Annotated in this window: 19 protein-coding genes; 17 read left to right on the forward strand and 2 right to left on the reverse strand. The window is 67.1% G+C overall.

From position 1 onward, the window contains the following. Positions 1–52: 52 nt before the first annotated feature. The 17 genes from TVNIR_RS17585 to TVNIR_RS17665 all read left to right on the forward strand — a co-directional run bounded on the left by TVNIR_RS17585 (position 53) and on the right by TVNIR_RS17665 (position 16079). Positions 53–901 carry a ParB/RepB/Spo0J family partition protein gene (locus TVNIR_RS17585; protein ID WP_015260429.1) on the forward strand — a complete coding sequence of 283 codons (849 nt, stop codon included), beginning with the start codon at positions 53–55 and terminating at the stop codon, positions 899–901. 352 nt (positions 902–1253) lie between these two features. Next, the gene (locus TVNIR_RS17590; RefSeq protein ID WP_043739912.1) at positions 1254–1637 is read left to right on the forward strand and encodes an ATP synthase subunit I; all 384 of its coding nucleotides are present in this window, start codon (positions 1254–1256) and stop codon (positions 1635–1637) included. A 31-nt stretch (positions 1638–1668) separates the two neighbouring features. Next, positions 1669–2511, forward strand: coding sequence for a F0F1 ATP synthase subunit A (atpB, locus tag TVNIR_RS17595; RefSeq protein ID WP_043739913.1), 843 nt, complete (start codon positions 1669–1671; stop codon positions 2509–2511). Positions 2512–2569: 58 nt separating this feature from the next. Further along, complete coding sequence (atpE, locus tag TVNIR_RS17600; protein WP_006746696.1) at positions 2570–2809, forward strand: F0F1 ATP synthase subunit C; 240 nt, start codon at positions 2570–2572, stop codon at positions 2807–2809. A gap of 52 nt (positions 2810–2861) precedes the next feature. Then, on the forward strand, positions 2862–3332 hold the full coding sequence (locus TVNIR_RS17605) for a F0F1 ATP synthase subunit B (RefSeq protein ID WP_015260432.1): 471 nt from the start codon (positions 2862–2864) through the stop codon (positions 3330–3332). A gap of 9 nt (positions 3333–3341) precedes the next feature. Beyond that, on the forward strand, positions 3342–3878 hold the full coding sequence (locus TVNIR_RS17610; protein ID WP_015260433.1) for a F0F1 ATP synthase subunit delta: 537 nt from the start codon (positions 3342–3344) through the stop codon (positions 3876–3878). A gap of 13 nt (positions 3879–3891) precedes the next feature. Beyond that, positions 3892–5433 (forward strand): F0F1 ATP synthase subunit alpha, encoded by a 1542-nt coding sequence (atpA, locus tag TVNIR_RS17615; protein WP_015260434.1) that lies wholly within the window; start codon positions 3892–3894, stop codon positions 5431–5433. Positions 5434–5445: 12 nt separating this feature from the next. Further along, positions 5446–6306, forward strand: a complete 861-nt coding sequence (gene atpG, locus TVNIR_RS17620; RefSeq protein WP_015260435.1) for a F0F1 ATP synthase subunit gamma — start codon at positions 5446–5448, stop codon at positions 6304–6306. A gap of 71 nt (positions 6307–6377) precedes the next feature. Next, a complete protein-coding gene (atpD, locus tag TVNIR_RS17625) occupies positions 6378–7757 on the forward strand; it encodes a F0F1 ATP synthase subunit beta (RefSeq protein ID WP_015260436.1) in 1380 nt (459 codons plus the stop codon). Positions 7758–7944: 187 nt separating this feature from the next. After that, positions 7945–8367, forward strand: a complete 423-nt coding sequence (locus TVNIR_RS17630; RefSeq protein WP_015260437.1) for a F0F1 ATP synthase subunit epsilon — start codon at positions 7945–7947, stop codon at positions 8365–8367. Between the two features lie 72 nt (positions 8368–8439). Next, a complete protein-coding gene (gene glmU, locus TVNIR_RS17635) occupies positions 8440–9828 on the forward strand; it encodes a bifunctional UDP-N-acetylglucosamine diphosphorylase/glucosamine-1-phosphate N-acetyltransferase GlmU (protein ID WP_015260438.1) in 1389 nt (462 codons plus the stop codon). 10 nt (positions 9829–9838) lie between these two features. Next, positions 9839–11686, forward strand: coding sequence for a glutamine--fructose-6-phosphate transaminase (isomerizing) (glmS, locus tag TVNIR_RS17640; protein ID WP_015260439.1), 1848 nt, complete (start codon positions 9839–9841; stop codon positions 11684–11686). A gap of 19 nt (positions 11687–11705) precedes the next feature. Next, positions 11706–12008, forward strand: a complete 303-nt coding sequence (locus TVNIR_RS17645) for a DUF3175 domain-containing protein (protein ID WP_015260440.1) — start codon at positions 11706–11708, stop codon at positions 12006–12008. 28 nt (positions 12009–12036) lie between these two features. Beyond that, positions 12037–12603: an endonuclease dU gene (locus tag TVNIR_RS17650; RefSeq protein WP_043740893.1), complete on the forward strand. Its 567-nt coding sequence runs from the start codon at positions 12037–12039 to the stop codon at positions 12601–12603. A gap of 104 nt (positions 12604–12707) precedes the next feature. Next, a complete protein-coding gene (locus tag TVNIR_RS17655; RefSeq protein ID WP_015260442.1) occupies positions 12708–13946 on the forward strand; it encodes a S1C family serine protease in 1239 nt (412 codons plus the stop codon). Further along, a complete protein-coding gene (locus TVNIR_RS17660; protein WP_211263130.1) occupies positions 13943–15226 on the forward strand; it encodes an amylo-alpha-1,6-glucosidase in 1284 nt (427 codons plus the stop codon). The genes TVNIR_RS17655 and TVNIR_RS17660 overlap by 4 nt, the downstream gene beginning before the upstream one ends. Further along, positions 15219–16079 (forward strand): HAD-IIB family hydrolase, encoded by an 861-nt coding sequence (locus tag TVNIR_RS17665; RefSeq protein WP_015260444.1) that lies wholly within the window; start codon positions 15219–15221, stop codon positions 16077–16079. The genes TVNIR_RS17660 and TVNIR_RS17665 overlap by 8 nt, the downstream gene beginning before the upstream one ends. Before the next feature lie 119 nt (positions 16080–16198). On the opposite strand, the gene TVNIR_RS17670 is transcribed toward TVNIR_RS17665, so the two are convergent. After that, positions 16199–16756 carry a DJ-1 family glyoxalase III gene (locus TVNIR_RS17670; protein WP_015260445.1) on the reverse strand — a complete coding sequence of 186 codons (558 nt, stop codon included), beginning with the start codon at positions 16754–16756 and terminating at the stop codon, positions 16199–16201. Continuing rightward, positions 16753–18057 carry a S41 family peptidase gene (locus TVNIR_RS17675; protein ID WP_015260446.1) on the reverse strand — a complete coding sequence of 435 codons (1305 nt, stop codon included), beginning with the start codon at positions 18055–18057 and terminating at the stop codon, positions 16753–16755. Before TVNIR_RS17675 ends, TVNIR_RS17670 begins: the two co-directional genes overlap by 4 nt. Positions 18058–18099 lie beyond the last annotated feature (42 nt).

The raw sequence follows: 18099 nt of genomic DNA on the forward strand, positions 1-18099 counted from the left end.
AAAAATGGTTATCTAGGCGGCACGAACGCACCGCCTGTCGGGAAGAGGCACGATGGTCAAACGCAGAAGTGGTCTCGGACGCGGACTCGAAGCCCTGCTCAGCGGCAACGAAAGCCCGGAACCGGATCAGGACAGGCTGGAACATCTGCCGATCGAGCAGGTGCGCAGAGGCCGTTACCAGCCCCGGGTACACATGGCCACCGAGGCGCTGGAGGAGCTCGCGACATCCATCCGCTCCCAGGGAATCGTGCAGCCGATCGTGGTCCGCCGCATCGGCGACGGCTACGAGCTGATCGCCGGCGAACGCCGCTGGCGCGCAGCGCAGATGGCCGGGCTCGAGACCATCCCGGCGGTGGTCCGCGACCTCCCGGACCAGGCTGCCGCGGCGATGGCACTGATCGAGAACATCCAGCGCGAGAACTTGAACCCGCTGGAAGAGGCCGAGGCGATCCGCCGGCTGATCGGCGAGTTCGAGATGACACACCAGACCGCGGCGGACGCGGTGGGCCGCTCCCGCACCGCGGTGACGAATCTGCTGCGGCTGCTCGAACTGCACGACACCGTAAAGGACCGGGTGAACCGGCGCGAACTCGAGATGGGCCACGCCCGCTGCCTGCTCGCGCTGCCACCGGAGCGCCAGCCCCACGCGGCAGAACTGATCGTGAAGCGGCAGCTCTCGGTACGCGACGCCGAGCGGCTCGTGCGTCGCCTGCTGGCCGAACCCGCCACACCGGCTCCCGCACCGCGCACGCTGCCGGAGGTGCGACAACTCGAGACCCGGCTGTCGGACACCCTCGGAGCGGCGGTGCAGGTACGCTACAACCGGGCAGGCAAGGGACGCCTGGTCATCGAGTACAACAGCCTGGACGAACTCGATGGCATCCTCGCCCACATTCATTGATTCCGCATGCCCCCCGTGGGTGGTGCCCACTCGGGCCGCCAGCGCCGGGGTTTGCGGAGATCTCGCTCTGCGTGCTTCAGGGGCACCCGACCATGTCCGCTCCTCCGGAGCAAGTATTCTGGGGGGACCCTGCCCCCGAAGCCTGAGGGGTGTTGGCGGGGGGGCGTTTCCGGACCGTCGGCGGCCATCCGTGGCCGCCGCAGAGCACCGAGGTAAGGGTCGAGCGGGTCCGGAAACGCCCCCCCGCCAACACCCCGCCCCCGGGCGCTGCGGGTTTGACCTGATCATTAGGCCCCTCTTATACTTCGCGCACTTTTTCGGGGAGGGGCGCGCGCCTGACCGCGTCCATCGCATGACGCCACAGACCGCCACGCCCGCAGTGCAGTCGCTTGGATTGCAGCTCGCGTTGACGCTGATCGTCTCGGCAGCCCTCCTGCCGTTCGGCTCGGGGCCCGCCCTCGCGGCCCTGCTCGGCGGCACCATTGCCAGTGCCGGCAACCTGCTTGCGATTGCGCTGGTATTCCGGCGCTACCAGGCAGCAGAGCCCGGAAGCCTGGCCACGCGTATGATGGGTGCCGAACTGGCGCGCCTCGCCCTGGTCGCGGCGGGATTCGGCCTCGTGTTCGCCACCGTGAAGGATCCGGCGGTCTTCGTGCTGTTCGGCACCTTCCTGGCAGTGCACCTTGTGCCGGTGTGGTGGATGCACCGGGTTTCTGCTCAAGCAATGAAGAGATAACTGCATGGCTTCAGGAAGCGAACTGCCCACCATGGAAGAGCACATTGCTCACCATCTGACCAATCTCACCTTCGGCTACCATCCCGAAACGGGACTGGGCTTCGCGATGAGCAGCGCCGAGGCCAACGCGATGGGCTTCTGGGCCATCCACGTCGACTCGATGCTCTGGTCGATCGGTCTGGGCCTCCTGTTCATCCTGGCGTTCCGCGCCGCCGCCAAGCGGGTCACCGCCGGCGTACCCGGCGGCTGGCAGAATTTCGTCGAGTGGATCGTCGAGTTCGTCGACGAAAACGTCCGCGGTTCGTTCCGGCACAAGAACGACATGGTCGCGCCGCTGGCGCTGACGATCTTCATCTGGGTGTTCCTGCTCAACCTGATGGACCTGGTGCCAGTCGACCTGGTCCCGCACCTGGCCTACCTGGCCGGCGTGCCCTACATGAAGATCGTGCCGACCACCGATGTGAACGTGACCGTCGGCCTCGCGCTCGGCGTGTTCATCCTGATCCTGTATTACAGCCTGAAGATCAAGGGCCCGGTCGGCTTCATCAAGGAACTGACCGGGATTCCGTTCCAGACCAGCATCACCGTGATCAAGCCGGTGTTCTGGGTGATCAACTTCGTGCTCGAAACGATCAACCTGATCGCGAAACCCGTCTCGCTCGCCCTGCGACTCTTCGGAAACCTGTATGCCGCGGAAATGATCTTCATTCTGATCGGCGTGATGTACTCGGCCGGCCTGGTGCTGGGACTGGTTGGCGGTGTGCTGCACGTGGGCTGGGCAATCTTCCATATTCTTGTCGTACCGTTGCAGGCCTTCATCTTCATGGTCCTGACGGTCGTCTACATCGACATGGCATACAGCGAAGACCACTAGGGTTCGCTATCTTCTCAATCCAACTGACCGATTCAAAAACTCGACTGGAGATACATCGATGGAAATGGCAAACGCTCTGATCGTCCTGGCTGGCTCCCTGCTCCTGGGTCTGGCCGCCGTCGGCGCCGCGATCGGCGTGGGAACCCTCGGCGGGCGTTTTCTCGAAGGCGCGGCGCGCCAGCCCGAACTGATCCCGATGCTGCGCACCCAGTTCTTCATCGTGATGGGCCTGACCGACGCGGTCCCGATGATCGGCGTCGGTATCGGCCTGTACGTGCTGTTCGCCCTGGGCGGCTGAGGCTGAGCGAGTCCCGAGGACCCCTCACCACTCGTCAACCTGAGGTACCAGGATGAACATCAATCTGACCATCATCGGCCAGTTGCTGGCATTCAGCGTATTCGTGTGGTTCACCATGCGCTACGTCTGGCCGCCGCTGTCCGGTGCGCTGGAGACGCGGCGCAAGAAGATCGCCGACGGTCTGGCGGCCGCCGAGCGGGGCCAGAACGAGCAACGTCTCGCCGAGGAGCGGGCGAAGGAAGTCATCAAGCAGGCCAAGCAGCAGGCGAACGAGATCCTCGCCGCCGCGCAGAAGCGTGCCAACGAGGTGGTCGAGGAGAGCAAGACCACGGCCCGCGAGGAAGGCGAGCGCATCAAGGAAGCCGCCCAGGCCGACATCGAGCAGGAAATGAACCGGGCGCGCGAGGAACTCCGCAAGCAACTGTCCAGGCTCGTGGTGCAAGGCGCCGAGCAGATCCTGTCCAAGGAGATCGACGCGAAGGCGCACGGCAACCTGCTGAAAGATCTGGCTTCACGGCTGTAAGGAGCCCCCATGTCCGACATGACTCCGGTCGCCCGCCCCTACGCCCGCGCGGCCTTCGAATTGGCGCAGTCGCGAGACGCGCTGCAGGCCTGGGACGACGAACTCGCGCTGCTCGCAGCGATCGCCGAGGACGAGCGCGTGCACTCCGTTCTCGCCGACCCGCGGGTCGAGCGGGGCGTCAAGGCGCAACTGATGCTGGATATCGCGGATGGCCAGTTGAGTCCCGAGGTCCAGAATTTCCTGCGGCTGCTGGCCGAGCGCGGCCGGCTGGCCGCACTGCCGTCAGCGCGCGCACAGTTCGCCGCGCTCAAGGCCGAGACCGAGAAGAAGGTCGTCGCGCAGGTCGTGTCGTACCGCAAGGTGACCCAGGCCCAGGAGAAGCAGATTCTCGACGCGCTGCGCGAGCGCCTGGGCTGCGAGGTCGAACTGGACTGCTCGGTCGACGCATCCCTGCTCGGCGGTGTCGTGGTCCGTGCCGGCGATCTGGTCATCGACGGGTCGGTTCGTGGACAGCTGAACCGCCTGGCCGTACATTTGAGTCGCTAAGAGGAATTCATTCATGCAACTGAACCCGTCCGAGATCAGTGATCTCATCAAGCAGCGCATCGAGAAGTTCGAGACCGGGTCGGAAGCCCGCACCGAGGGCACCGTGGTCAGCCTCACCGACGGCATCTGCCGCATCCACGGCCTCGGCGACGTGATGCAGGGCGAGATGATCGAGTTCCCCGGTGATACCTACGGCATGGCACTGAACCTCGAGCGCGACTCGGTCGGTGCAGTCGTGCTGGGCGACTACAAGCACATCACCGAGGGCGATACGGTCCGCTGCACCGGCCGCATCCTCGAGGTACCGGTAGGCCCGGGCCTGCTGGGCCGGGTGGTCGACTCACTCGGCCGGCCGATCGACGGCAAGGGACCGGTCACGACCGATCTGACCGCGCCGATCGAGAAGATCGCGCCGGGCGTGATCGAACGCCAGTCGGTGTCGCAGCCGCTCCAGACCGGCCTGAAGGCGATCGATTCGATGGTGCCGATCGGCCGCGGCCAGCGCGAACTGATCATCGGCGACCGCCAGACTGGCAAGACCGCGGTGGCCATCGATGCGATCATCAACCAGATCGGCTCCGGCGTGAAGTGCATCTACGTGGCCGTCGGCCAGAAGGCGTCTTCGGTCGCCAACGTAGTACGCCGCCTCGAGGATGCCGGGGCGATGGAGCACACCATCATCGTCGCGGCGAACGCCTCCGAATCGGCCGCGATGCAGTTCATCGCACCGTACTCCGGCTGCTCGATGGGCGAGTACTTCCGCGACCGTGGCGAAGACGCGCTGATCGTCTACGACGACCTGACCAAGCAGGCCTGGGCCTACCGCCAGGTGTCACTGCTGCTGCGCCGCCCGCCGGGCCGCGAGGCGTATCCCGGCGACGTGTTTTACCTGCATTCGCGCCTGCTCGAACGGGCCTCTCGGGTCAACCCCGAGTACGTCGAGCAGTTCACCCACGGCGAGGTCACCGGGCGCACCGGCTCGCTGACCGCGCTGCCGATCATCGAAACGCAGGCGGGTGACGTCTCCGCGTTCGTGCCGACCAACGTGATCTCGATCACCGACGGTCAGATCTTCCTCGAGACCGACTTGTTCAACGCCGGTATCCGGCCCGCGATCAATGCCGGTCTCTCGGTGTCGCGCGTCGGCGGCGCCGCGCAGACCAAGATCATCAAGAAGCTCGGCGGCGGCGTGCGCCTGGCGCTGGCGCAGTACCGCGAACTCGCGGCGTTCTCGCAGTTCGCCTCCGACCTCGACGAACTCACCCGCAAACAGCTCGACCGCGGCAAGCGCGTGACCGAGCTGATGAAGCAGGGGCAGTTCTCGCCGCTCTCGATCGGCGAGATGGCGTTCTCGCTGTTCGCGGCCAACGAAGGCTTCCTTGACGACGTCGACGCTGACCAGATCGTGCGCTTCGAGAAGGCGCTGCTCGACTACGTCCGCTCGTCGCAGAAGGCGCTGCTGGACAAGATCGACGAGTCCGGCGACTACGACGCCGAGATCGAGTCGGGCATGCGCAAGGCCCTTGAAGAGTTCAAGGCCAAACACAGCTGGTAACGGGAGCACGCAATGGCGGGCACAAAGGAAATCCGATCGCAGATCAAGAGTATCAAGAGTACTCAGAAGATCACCAAGGCGATGGAGATGGTCGCCGCGTCGAAGATGCGGCGGGCCCAGGAGCGGATGGAGGAATCGCGCCCCTACGCCCGAAAGATCCACAGCGTGATCGGACACGTCGCGATGGCGAACGCCGAGTACCAGCATCCGTTCATGATCGAGCGCGAGGTCAAGCGGGTCGCGATGATCATCGTCTCGACCGACCGCGGGCTCTGCGGCGGCCTGAACGTGAACCTGTTCAAGAAGGCCGTGCTGGAGATGAAGCACTATCGCGATCAGGGCATCGAGGTCGACCTGTGCCTGTTCGGCAACAAGGCGCTCGGATTCTTCAAGCGCCTCGGCGGCAACATCATCGCCGAGGCGACGCACCTGGGTGACCGCCCGCGTCTGACCGACCTGGTCGGCGGCATCAAGGTAGTGCTCGACCGCTTCCGCGAAGGCACGATCGACCGGGTCCTGCTGGTCGAGAACAAGTTCGTGAACACGATGACCCAGAAGCCGGTGGTGTCGCAGATGCTGCCCACCGCTCCCAGCGACGAGCGGGAACTGAAGCACCACTGGGACTACATCTATGAGCCCGACACGCACCCGGTACTGGACACGCTGCTCGAACGCTACGTCGAGTCGATGATCTACCAGGCGGTGGTCGAGAACGTGGCCTGCGAGATGGCGGCGCGCATGGTTGCGATGAAGTCGGCCTCGGACAACGCCGGTTCGCTGATCAAGGAACTGCAGCTGATCTACAACAAGGCCCGCCAGGCGGCGATCACCCAGGAGATCTCGGAAATCGTCGGCGGCGCCGCCGCGGTGTAGTGCGCGCCCCGCCCGTCCTGTCCTTCGGCCTCGCGCCCAGACAAGAATTTGCGACTTAGAGGATTGAACACATGAGTTCTGGAAAGATTGTCGAAATCATCGGCGCGGTGGTCGACGTGGAGTTTCCGCGCAACGCCGTCCCGAAAGTCTACGAGGCCCTGAGCCTGAAGGACCATGACCTGACGCTCGAAGTCCAGCAGCAGCTCGGCGACGGCGTGGTGCGCACCATTGCGATGGGCAGCACCGACGGCCTGAAACGCCAGACCGAGGTCGTCTCCACCGGCGACGCGATCCAGGTCCCGGTCGGCACTGCAACGCTGGGGCGGGTGATGGATGTGCTCGGGAAGCCGGTCGACAATGCCGGCCCGGTCGAATCGAAGGACCGCTGGTCGATCCACCGGCCGGCCCCCGCGTTCGACGAGCAGGCGGGTTCCACCGAACTGCTGGAAACCGGAATCAAGGTCATCGACCTGCTCTGTCCGTTTGCGAAGGGCGGCAAGGTCGGCCTGTTCGGCGGCGCCGGCGTCGGCAAGACCGTGAACATGATGGAGCTGATCCGCAACATCGCGATCGAACACAGCGGCTATTCCGTGTTTGCCGGCGTCGGCGAGCGTACCCGCGAGGGCAACGACTTCTACCACGAGATGAAGGAGTCGAACGTTCTCGACAAGGTGGCGCTGGTCTACGGCCAGATGAACGAGCCGCCGGGCAACCGTCTGCGTGTCGCGCTGACCGGCCTGACGATGGCCGAGTTCTTCCGCGACGAGGGCCGCGACGTGCTGATGTTCATCGACAACATCTACCGTTATACCCTGGCCGGCACCGAAGTCTCGGCGCTGCTCGGGCGCATGCCCTCCGCGGTGGGTTACCAGCCGACGCTGGCCGAGGAGATGGGCGTACTGCAGGAACGCATCACCTCGACCCAGAAGGGCTCGATCACGTCGATCCAGGCCGTGTACGTGCCGGCGGACGACCTCACCGACCCGTCGCCTGCGACGACCTTCGCACACCTCGACGCGACCGTGGTGCTGTCGCGGCAGATTGCGGAGCTGGGCATCTACCCCGCCGTCGACCCGCTGGACTCGACCAGCCGCCAGCTCGATCCGAACATCATCGGGCAGGAGCATTACGATACCGCCCGTGCGGTGCAGAACACGCTGCAGCGCTACAAGGAGCTGAAGGACATCATCGCGATCCTCGGGATGGACGAACTGTCCGAGGACGACAAGCTGCTGGTCGCCCGGGCGCGCAAGATTCAGCGCTTTCTGTCGCAGCCGTTCTTCGTTGCCGAGGTCTTCACCGGTTCCCCGGGCAAGTATGTGTCGCTGAAGGACACCATCCGCGGATTCAACGCGATCGTCTCCGGCGAATACGACCACCTACCGGAACAGGCCTTCTACATGGTCGGATCGATTGAAGAAGCCGTCGAGAAGGCCGAGAAACTCAAGTGACGAACGGTCACGATGCACGCTACGCGCGCCCGTTACGGTAACGATCATGGCGATACACGCCAATCCGAGAGATGAAAATCGGTCGCGCATCACCGTGACCGCCCCCTCTCCCCACCCCTCTCCTGCAAGCGGGAGAGGGGGAGCCGGTGCGCGCTGCGCGCGCTCGTCACGTTAAGGAGCGTTCCCCATGGCCATGACCATCCATGTCGACGTCGTCAGCGCCGAGGAGTCGATCTACTCCGGCGAGGCCTACATGATCGCGGCGCCGACCGAACTCGGCGAGATCGGCGTCTACCCCCGCCACACGCAGCTGCTCGCGCGCCTGAAGCCGGGGGAGCTGCGCATCCGCGAGACCGAGCAGGGCGAGCCGCAGCACGTGTTCGTATCCGGCGGGATCATCGAGGTCCAGCCGTATGTGGTGACCGTACTCGCGGATACCGCGATCCGCGCCAAAGACCTCGACGAGGCCGAGGCGCTGGAGGCCAAGCGCCGGGCCGAAGATGCGCTGGCACATTCCAAGGCCGAGTTCGACTACGCGAAGGCGCAGGCCGAACTCGTCGAGGCAGCGGCACGCCTGCAGATGATCCAGAAGCTGCGCCGCTCCAGTTGATCGTGGCCGGCCCGTTCGGTATCTCGGCCCTGCGCCGCCTTCGGGCGGCGCCTGCGTCGCATGGATGACGCGATGACGCGCCCGCTGCACGTCGTGGTGCTGGCCGCCGGCAAGGGTACGCGCATGTGTTCCCGGCTGCCCAAGGTGCTCCAGCCGCTCGGCGGCGCCCCGCTGATCACCCATGTCCTCGAACGCGCTCGCACGCTGGCCCCGCAATCGATCACGGTGGTGGTCGGGCACGAAGCGCCGCGGGTCCGGGCCGCGGCCCAGGCAGCGGACGTCCGGTTCGTCGAGCAGCACGAGCAGAAGGGCACCGGCCACGCGGTGCATCTCGCGCTCGCCGGCCAGGATCCGGACTCCCGCGTACTGGTGCTCTACGGTGACGTGCCCCTGGTACCGCGCGCCGACCTCGAGTCCTGTCTGAATGCCAGCGCCCCGCTGACGATCCTCGGGGCAGAGGTCGACGACCCATCCGGCTACGGGCGGCTGATCGAACGGCCACCGGGCCACCTCGACCGCATCGTCGAGGAACGGGACGCGGACCCGGCGACGCGCTCGATCCGGAGGATCAATACCGGCATCCTCTGCGCGGGCGCCCGCGACCTGCTCCGCTGGCTCGCGGCCGGCGAGGCCGAAGCAGAACGGCGCCGGGGCGAATGGTACCTGACCGACGTCGTTGCCGAAGCCCGCGGCGAGGACCGGCCGGTCGCGCTGCTGATGAGCACACGGCCCGAGGCGGTGCTCGGAATCAATGACCGGGTACAGCTCGCAGCCCAGGAACGGCTGCTGCAAAGCTCCCGCGCCGAGCGGTGCATGCGCGAAGGCCTGCACCTGAGCGACCCGGCCCGTTTCGACCTTCGCGGCTCGCTTGCCTTCGGCAGCGACTGTTTCATCGATGCCAACGTGATCCTCGAGGGCGATGTGCGCCTGGGCGAGGCGGTGACCATCGGTCCGGGCTGCCGGTTACGCGACGTGACCGTCGCCGATGGCGCGGTGATCGACGCCCACTCGCTGCTCGAGTCCTGCACCGTCGGACCGGGCTGCCATGTCGGACCGTTTGCGCGCCTGCGCCCAGGCGCCCGTCTCGAGGCGGGGGCCCGAATCGGCAATTTCGTCGAGATGAAGAACGCGGTACTCGGCCCCGGTGCGAAGGCGAACCACCTCAGCTACATTGGAGACGCGTCGGTCGGTGCCCGCGCCAACATCGGTGCGGGCACGATCACCTGCAACTACGACGGTGCGAACAAGCATCGGACCGACATCGGCGCCGATGCTTTCATCGGCTCGAACTCGGCGCTGGTCGCACCGGTTCGCGTCGGGGACAGCGCCACCGTGGGTGCGGGCACGGTGCTGACCCGCGACGCACCGCCCGAGCGGCTGACGCTTGCCCGCGCACCGCAGCGGACGCTGGAAGGCTGGCGCCGACCCGGCAAGCGCCCGCGCACGCCCGGAAAGGACTAGACTCCGTCCTATGTGTGGCATCGTTGCGGGCATCGCCGAGCGGAACATCGTCCCGATCCTGATCGAGGGCCTGCGCAGCCTCGAATACAGGGGCTATGATTCGGCGGGCGTCGCGGTACTGGCCGATGGCGCCCTGCTGCGCGAACGCACGCTGGGCAAGGTTGCAACGCTCGCGGACGCGGTCGAGCGGAGCGGCCTGAAGGGAACCGCGGGTATTGCCCATACCCGCTGGGCGACGCACGGCGCGCCGAGTTCGGGCAATGCTCATCCCCACGTTTCCGCGGAGCGGATCGCGGTGGTCCACAACGGGATCATCGAGAACCACGCAGAACTTCGCGCCGGGCTGCAAGCGCGCGGCCACCGTTTCACCTCCGAGACCGATACCGAGGTGATCGCCCACCTGATCTGCGAGGAACTTGGCAACGGCAGCGGCGACCTGCTCATCGCACTGCGCGCGGCCGCACGCAGGCTTCACGGGGCCTACGCCGTCGCCGCGATCGACCGTGAGGCCCCCGAGCGCATCGTGCTCGCCCGCGAGGGCAGCCCGCTGGTGATCGGGCTCGGCATCGGGGAAAACTTCGCAGCCTCCGACATCCAGGCGCTGCTCCCGGTCACGCAGCGCTTCGTCGATCTGGAGGATGGCGATTTCGCGGTGCTCGAACGCCTCGCGATCACCGTGGTCGACGCCGATGGCCACCCGGTGCACCGCCCGGTGCGGGAGAGCAGCCGGGAGGCGCTGGCCGCGGACCGCGGCGCCTACCGGCACTTCATGCTCAAGGAGATCCACGAGCAGCCGGAGGCCATTGCCGCAACACTCGAGGGCCGCCTCGGGGCGCAGGCGCTGCTGCCGAACCTGCTCGGACCAGACACCGCGGGCCAACTCGCCGCGGTGCGCGCGGTGCAGATCGTCGCCTGCGGCACCAGCTATCACGCCGGGATGGTGGCACGCTACTGGCTCGAGGCGACGCTCGGGCTGCCCTGCCAGGTCGAGGTGGCCAGCGAGTTCCGTTACCGTCCGCACGTGGTGCAGCCGGGAACGCTGCTGGTGGTCATCTCCCAGTCCGGCGAGACCGCCGATACCCTTGCGGTGCTGAAACAGTCCCGGCAGGAACCGTTCTGTGCCCGTCTGGCGATCTGCAACGTGCCCGAAAGCGCAATGGTGCGCAATGCCGACCTGGTGCTGATGACCCACGCCGGACCCGAGATCGGTGTCGCGTCGACCAAGGCTTTCACCACCCAGCTGGTAGCGCTGGCCCTGCTCGTCCTGCTGCTGGCCGAGCACGCACCCGGCACCCGCATGAATGCGGACACGCGTGCCGAATGGGTGCAGGCGCTGCGCGCGCTCCCCGAACAGATCCGGGAAGTGCTCTCGATCGATGCCGCGGTGGCGGAAGTGGCCGAACAACTGGTCGAGCGGCAGCACGCGCTGTTCCTCGGTCGAGGCCAGCATTTCCCGATCGCGCTGGAGGGAGCGCTGAAGCTGAAGGAAATCTCCTACATCCATGCGGAGGCCTACCCTTCGGGAGAGCTGAAACACGGGCCGCTGGCCCTCGTCGACGCCGACATGCCGGTGGTCGCGGTGGCCCCGAACGACCCGCAGCTGGAGAAACTGGCGAGCAATCTGCAAGAGGTACGGGCGCGCGGGGGCGAACTGATCGTGTTCGCCGACTGCGAGACCTCGCAGACATTGAGCACCGCGGACGCCTGGATCGGGCTGCCCTGCCGCAATTCGTTCCCCTGGCTCGCCCCGATCCTGTTCACGGTACCGCTGCAGCTGCTCGCCTATCACACCGCGGTGCTGAAAGGCACCGATGTCGACCAGCCGCGCAACCTCGCCAAGTCGGTCACCGTCGAGTAGCCGGGGAACCACACCCTCGATGGGCCCGGAAACGCCACGCCGCTGGTCACAAAGGGTCACCGAACACAGCGATGCGCTCGACCTCGAAACCGGGGTCTTCACGCTCGACGATCCGCGGCAGATCGCGCTGTCCCTGAAGCGCTCGGCCGACCGCAGCGCGCGTCGCAAGACCGCCCCGTTCCGATCCGCGATGTCGATGCTCAACTTCTACATCAACCGCGCCGGGCGCAACCTCCCGGAAGAGCGTCGGGCGTGTCTGGAACGGGCCAAGGACGAGCTCCGCGCCGCCTATGGCAGGCCCCGGCGCGGCCGGCCAGCATGACACCTGGGTCCAGGGCCATCATCTGCGCGTGACCCGGCGCATTTCCCATGTCGCGGGCTTCGACGACGCGCCGTTCCCCCGCGCACATCGGGGCGACGTGCTGGTGGTCGGGACGGTCTTCGCCGGAACCCGGCTGGAGGGCGTGATCTCGACTCGCGTGCGCCGCGACGGGATCAACGCCACCGAACGCCTGGTCCGTTCCCTGGTGGAGTCGCGATTCTTTCCCCAGCTCCAGGCCATCCTGCTGCAGGGGATCGCGTTCGCGGGTTTCAACGTAGTCGACCTGGATGCGCTGCAACGGCAAGCCGGTCTGCCGGTACTGGTCGTGGCGCGCCACCCCCCGGATCTCGCGGCGATCCGCCGCGCACTGCTCGAACATGTGCCCGGCGGCCGGCGCAAATGGCGGCTGATCGAGGCGGCTGGACCGATGGAACACATCGCGGGCGTGCAGGTGCAGCGTCAGGGGCTCGACCCCGAAGGCGCCCGGATTCTGATCGAGGCATTGCAGATCCACGGCAAATTGCCGGAACCGCTGCGCGCCGCGCACCTGATCGCCGGAGGAATCGCCGCCGGCGAGAGCCGCCACCGCCCCTGAGTGGACGATTGCGGTTTGGCCTGCAGGCCTGAAGCCCCTATCCTCTCGCAAGGGAGCATCAGGCCAGCGCATGGAGGCGTGCCCCTGACACGAGGAACCCGGAAATGACGAACGCGGTGCAGACCCGAACCGAACCCGACCCGCGGTGGTGGCAGAGCCCAACGGCGTGGCTCCCGGCGCTCCTGCTGCTTGCAGGCGCGATCGGCAGCAGCCTCGGCTGCGCGCCTCGAACCGACTTCCGGGGAGAGCGCCTCGCCTACGAACAGAACACCATCGAGGTCGTGCAAAGCGTCGCTCCCAGCGTGGTGTCGGTACGCGTATCGGCGCCCGGAACCCCGGCCGAACGCGAGTCGGACGGGCAGCGGGTCGCGGGAGGCAGCGGCTTCGTGGTGGACGACGCGGGACGTATCATCACGAACTTTCACGTGGTCGCGATGGCGATGGGCGAGGGCCCCGACGACACGATTGAACTGGCCTCCGGCGCCCGCCTGAGCGTCTCCTACCTCGGCAGCCCCGAGACCGAGCATCCGGTCCGGATCCTGGGCGCGAATCCGGATGTCGACCTGGCGTTGCTCGAACTGGTCGAGCCGGAGATGGCTCCGTTCGTACCACCGATCCCGCTCGCCGACTCCGACCAGGTACAGGTCGGCCAGAAGGCGGTCGCGATCGGCAACCCCTTCGGCCTGCATTCCAGCGTGACCGCCGGCATTGTTTCCGCGGTCGAACGCACGCAGCCCGGGCTGGTGGGTATCGAGATCCCCTACATCCAGACCGATGCAGCGATCAATCCCGGCAACTCGGGTGGCCCGCTGCTGAACTCCGCGGCGCAGGTCGTCGGCATCAACAACACCATCCTGGCCCCGGCAGGGGCGTTCGCCGGCATCGGCCTGGCGGTTCCCAGCAATCTGCTCGGCGAGGCGATGTCGCAGCTGCTCGCCGGCGGCCTGTCTGGCATTGCGGCTGCGGCCGCGCAGCTCCCGGACCGTCCCCGCATCGGTCTGCAGATCGCCCTTCGGGTCGCGGACTACCCGCGCGCGCTCCGGGAGCAGCTGGAATTACCGTCCCAGGGGGTGGTGGTAACCGGCGTCTCCCGGGACGGCCCGGGAGACCGCGCCGGGATCCGAGGCCCGGAGGGCGTGGTGGTGGTCGACGGGCAGCCCTTCCCGTACGGGATGGACGTGATCACTGCAATCGACGGCGAACCGGTCACGCGCGCGATCGACGTACAGCGCGCCGTGCTCCAGCGCGGGGCCGGTGACATCGTGACCGTGACGATCTGGCGCGATGGCCAGGAGCTGGACCTCGAGATCGCGCTGGAAGTGATCCCGCGGGAGGACGAATGAGCGCCTCTGGGGGCATGCAGGAAGGCGCGTTGGACGCAGACGGGAACGAGGGCTACGAGCGCGCGATCGACCTGCTGCGCGCCTGCGCGACAGCCGACGGCTTCCTGGCCACCCCGACCCAGCGCTCGAACTACCGGCGCATCTGGGCCCGGGACGGCGCGATCCTGACACTGGCGGCGCTTTGCACCGACGACGCCGACCTGATCGCGACGGCCCGATGCACGCTGGAGGTGCTGGCGGCGCACCAGGGCCCGCATGGCGAGATCCCGAGCAACGTGGACCCGGCCACCGGGCGCATCAGCTATGGCGGGACCACCGGGCGAGTCGATGCCGACCTCTGGTTCGTGATCGCCTGTGCCGAGTTCTGGCGCGCCACCGGCGACGGTGCCTTCCTCGACCGCATGCTTCCGGCGATCGAGAAGGTGCGCTTTCTGCTCGGCGCCTGGGAGTTCAACAACCGTGGGCTGCTGTACGTACCGGTGACCGGGGACTGGGCCGACGAGTACCTGCAGAGCGGCTACGTGCTCTACGACCAGCTACTGTATCTCCAGGCCCAGCGCAGCTTCGCCACGCTGCACGAAGAGGTACACGGTTCGGCCGATCATGCGCTGGGTGAGCGCATCGGACGACTGCACCACCTGATCCGCGGGAATTACTGGTTCAACGGCGACGGCACAGTGCCCGGCGACACCTACCATGAGGTGCTGTACCGCAAGGGGCTCGAGGCCGCGCCGCACTGCGCGGACCGGTACTGGATGCCGCATTTTTCGCCGAGCGGCTACGGCTACCGCTTCGATGCCTTCGCCAACGTGCTGGCCTCGCTGTTCGGCGTGGCCAACGACGCCCAGCGCGAACGGGTCGATGCCTTCATCGCGGATGAACTGCTGAACGAAGAGATGCCACTGCTGCCGGCGTTCCATCCGGTGATCGAACCGGTCGACGAGGACTGGGAGGATCTGCAGGTCATGTTTTCCTACACGTTCAAGAACCGGCCCTACGAGTTTCACAACGGCGGGCTCTGGCCGATGCTGACGGGCTTCCATGTCGCCGACCTCGCGCGCCGGGGGCGCACCCGGCACGCGCGAGCCCTGCTCGCGGGAATCCATCGGGCCAATTCACAGGCGATCGACGGTCAGCCTTGGAGCTTTCCCGAGTTCATTCATGGCCGGAAACTGACACCCGGCGGCACGCCCCGTCAGGGCTGGAGCGCGGCCGGGGCGGTGATCGGCCAACAGGCGTTGCAGGGCCGGACGCCGTTCCGGATCAATGGCGATGCCTGACCTCCTGGTGTTGTGTACCGACCTGGACCGGACCGTGATCCCCAACGGGGACCAGCCGGAGTCGCCCGAGGCGCGGCCGCTGCTGCGCCGCCTCGCGGCCCGGCCCGAGACGGTACTGGTCTACGTCAGCGGTCGGGACGAGGACCTGCTGCGGGGTGCGATCCGCGACTACGCACTGCCAGTGCCGGAGTTCGCGATCGGCGATGTCGGCACAACCATCTACCGGCTCGATGGCGAGCGCTGGACGCGCTGGCGGGCCTGGTCGCAGGAGATCGCGCCGGACTGGCAGGGCTGGGAGGGGCCGGATCTAGCCGGCTGGCTCGACGCACTCGACGGCCTGGAACTGCAGGAGCCCGAGAAACAGAACGACTTCAAGCTCAGCTATTACGCGCCGTCCGATGTCCGGCCCGGGCCGCTCCTGCAGGCGGTGCGGGAGTGCCTGGACGCGCACGGCGTGCGCGCGAACCTGATCTGGAGCATCGACGAGCAGGCCGATCGCGGCCTGCTCGACGTCCTGCCCGCCTCCGCGAACAAGCGCCACGCGATCGAGTTCCTGATGCGGGAACAGGGCTTTCCCGACCGCGCGACGATGTTCGCCGGGGACAGCGGCAACGACCTCGACGTGCTGGTCAGCGGGCTGCAGGCCGTGCTGGTGCGCAACGCACCGAACGAGGTGCGCGCGGAAGCGGTGCGCCGCGCCGGCGAGGCCGGCCATCCGGAACGCCTGTACGTCGCCCGCGGCGGGTTCCTCGGCATGAACGGACACTACGCCGCCGGCGTGCTCGAGGGGGTTGCCCACTTCTTCCCCGAGGCCGTCGCGTGGCTGACCGGCGGCCCGGGAACACGCCGCTGAGCGCGACCCGTGGCCACGGAGCCTGCGGCCGCCGGCCGGGCCCGGATACCTGTTGGCGGAATCTGCGCACTGTCGTGTCGCGCCAAACTCGATTGACAACGGGCTTCGCACGGCGCCCACTAGCGCAACAGCGGCTCCTCGACACGTTCGCGCAGAGCTTTCCCGCCGAGCTGTTCGATCAGCGTCAGCGCAAAGTCCATCGCGACCCCCGGACCGCGACCCGTGACCACGCCGCCGTCAATCTCCACCGCTGCGCCGGTCGGCTGCAACCCGCTCTCTTCGAGCGCACCCGGGTAGGCGGCGGCGCGACGCCCCGCCAGCAGACCGGCGCTGGCCAGCGCCTTCGGTGCCGCACAGATCGCCGCGACCACGCGCCCTGCGTCCGCCTGCCCGCGCAACAGCGCCTGCACACGGGGGTCGTCGCGCAGATGGTCGGCGCCGGGCAATCCGCCCGGCAGCACGACCAGGTCAAACGATTGTCCGGCGAGATCCTCCAATGGCCGGTCGGGAACGATCACCGTACCCCGGGAACAAGTCACCGGGCCCGGCTCGAGCCCGGCCACCACCACGGTGAAACCGGCGCGCCGGAACAGATCGATGAGGGTCACCGCCTCGAGTTCTTCCGCGCCGGGGGCCAGCGGCACGAGCACCCGGATCGCGTCCGGGGCCCGGCTCACGAGCGCTGCCCCAGGATCGCCAGGCCCTTCAGCAGGTTCAGCGCCTCGTTCAGCGCGTAGTCGCGCTGGGCCAAGGGTTCGCTCGGCTCCTCGGCGTCGGCGGCACCGTTGTCATCATGCTCGTTGTTACCCCGCAGGTGGCGATCGAGGTTCGCCTCGCTCACGCGCGCCGCTCCGTCGTCGTTGCGGGCCACCGTCAATGGCTCGATCCGGATGTCGGGCTCGATCCCCTCGGCCTGAATCGACCGCCCATCCGGCGTGTAGTAGCGCGCGGTCGTCAGCTTGATCGCGGTTTCCTGAGCCAGCGGGAGAATCGTCTGCACCGACCCCTTGCCGAAGGTCTGGACGCCCATGATCACCGCCCGCTTGTGGTCCTGCAGGGCCCCCGCGACGATTTCGGACGCCGATGCCGAACCCTCGTTGACCAGTACAACGATCGGCGCACCCGCGGCCACGTCCCCGGGAGATGCCGTATAGCGGAACTGGGACTCCTGCAGCCGGCCCTCGGTATACACGATCAGGCCGCTGTCGAGGAACGCGTCCGAGACGCCCACGGCCCCGTTCAACACGCCACCCGGATTGTTGCGCAGGTCGAGCACCAACCCGTGCAACGGTCCGGCCTCCTTCAGGGATTCGACCGCACGGACCAGATCACGCGCGGTGCGGGCCTGGAAATTGGTGATCCGGACGTAACCGAAGCCGGGTTCCAGCGCCTCCCAGCGCACGCTCTGCACCCGGATGACGTCGCGGGTGATGGTGATGCGCAGCGGGCCATCGACGCCTTCGCGCATGATGGTCAGCGTGATATCCGTGCCGCGCTTGCCGCGCATCTTGCTGACCGCGTCCGACAGGCTCATGCCCTTGACCGGGGTGTCGTCCAGACGAATGATCAGGTCGCCCGCACGAATGCCGGCGCGGCTGGCCGGGGTGTCGTCGATCGGCGCGATCACCTTGACGAAGCCGTCTTCCATCCCGACCTCGATCCCGAGTCCGCCGAACTCGCCGCTGGTGCCGACCTGCAGGTCGCGGAACTCGCGCTCGTCGAGGTAAGCCGAATGGGGGTCCAGACCCGAGAGCATCCCCTTGATCGCGTTGTCGAGCAGTTCCCGGTCCTCGACCTCGGAGACATAGTTGCGCTTGATGCGCATGTACACATCGGTGAACCGACGCAGGTCTTCCACGGGGATCTGCGCGCTTGCGCCTTCGTGGCGGTCGGCGAAGACGCCGACGGACACGCTCAGAAACAGACCCAGGATGACGCCGATCACGAGCCCGTAGCCGACGCTGTAACGCTTGTTCATACTCGAATCCCCACGCGGGAAGCCATTGATTCGGGATGTTAC

The sequence above is a fragment of the Thioalkalivibrio nitratireducens DSM 14787 genome (genome assembly GCF_000321415.2).
Lineage (GTDB): Bacteria > Pseudomonadota > Gammaproteobacteria > Ectothiorhodospirales > Ectothiorhodospiraceae > Thioalkalivibrio > Thioalkalivibrio nitratireducens.

Bases quoted from the DNA above. Each gene is read 5' to 3' on its own strand.
- glmS (WP_015260439.1), top strand. From the start codon at position 9,839: ATGTGTGGCATCGTTGCGGGCATCGCCGAGCGGAACATCGTCCCGATC.
- TVNIR_RS17645 (WP_015260440.1), top strand. From the start codon at position 11,706: ATGGGCCCGGAAACGCCACGCCGCTGGTCACAAAGGGTCACCGAACAC.
- TVNIR_RS17660 (WP_211263130.1), top strand. From the start codon at position 13,943: ATGAGCGCCTCTGGGGGCATGCAGGAAGGCGCGTTGGACGCAGACGGG.
- TVNIR_RS17610 (WP_015260433.1), top strand. From the start codon at position 3,342: ATGTCCGACATGACTCCGGTCGCCCGCCCCTACGCCCGCGCGGCCTTC.
- TVNIR_RS17655 (WP_015260442.1), top strand. From the start codon at position 12,708: ATGACGAACGCGGTGCAGACCCGAACCGAACCCGACCCGCGGTGGTGG.
- atpE (WP_006746696.1), top strand. From the start codon at position 2,570: ATGGAAATGGCAAACGCTCTGATCGTCCTGGCTGGCTCCCTGCTCCTG.
- glmU (WP_015260438.1), top strand. From the start codon at position 8,440: ATGACGCGCCCGCTGCACGTCGTGGTGCTGGCCGCCGGCAAGGGTACG.
- atpD (WP_015260436.1), top strand. From the start codon at position 6,378: ATGAGTTCTGGAAAGATTGTCGAAATCATCGGCGCGGTGGTCGACGTG.
- TVNIR_RS17590 (WP_043739912.1), top strand. From the start codon at position 1,254: ATGACGCCACAGACCGCCACGCCCGCAGTGCAGTCGCTTGGATTGCAG.
- TVNIR_RS17630 (WP_015260437.1), top strand. From the start codon at position 7,945: ATGGCCATGACCATCCATGTCGACGTCGTCAGCGCCGAGGAGTCGATC.
- atpA (WP_015260434.1), top strand. From the start codon at position 3,892: ATGCAACTGAACCCGTCCGAGATCAGTGATCTCATCAAGCAGCGCATC.
- TVNIR_RS17675 (WP_015260446.1), bottom strand. From the start codon at position 18,057: ATGAACAAGCGTTACAGCGTCGGCTACGGGCTCGTGATCGGCGTCATC.
- TVNIR_RS17585 (WP_015260429.1), top strand. From the start codon at position 53: ATGGTCAAACGCAGAAGTGGTCTCGGACGCGGACTCGAAGCCCTGCTC.
- atpB (WP_043739913.1), top strand. From the start codon at position 1,669: ATGGAAGAGCACATTGCTCACCATCTGACCAATCTCACCTTCGGCTAC.
- TVNIR_RS17605 (WP_015260432.1), top strand. From the start codon at position 2,862: ATGAACATCAATCTGACCATCATCGGCCAGTTGCTGGCATTCAGCGTA.
- atpG (WP_015260435.1), top strand. From the start codon at position 5,446: ATGGCGGGCACAAAGGAAATCCGATCGCAGATCAAGAGTATCAAGAGT.
- TVNIR_RS17665 (WP_015260444.1), top strand. From the start codon at position 15,219: ATGCCTGACCTCCTGGTGTTGTGTACCGACCTGGACCGGACCGTGATC.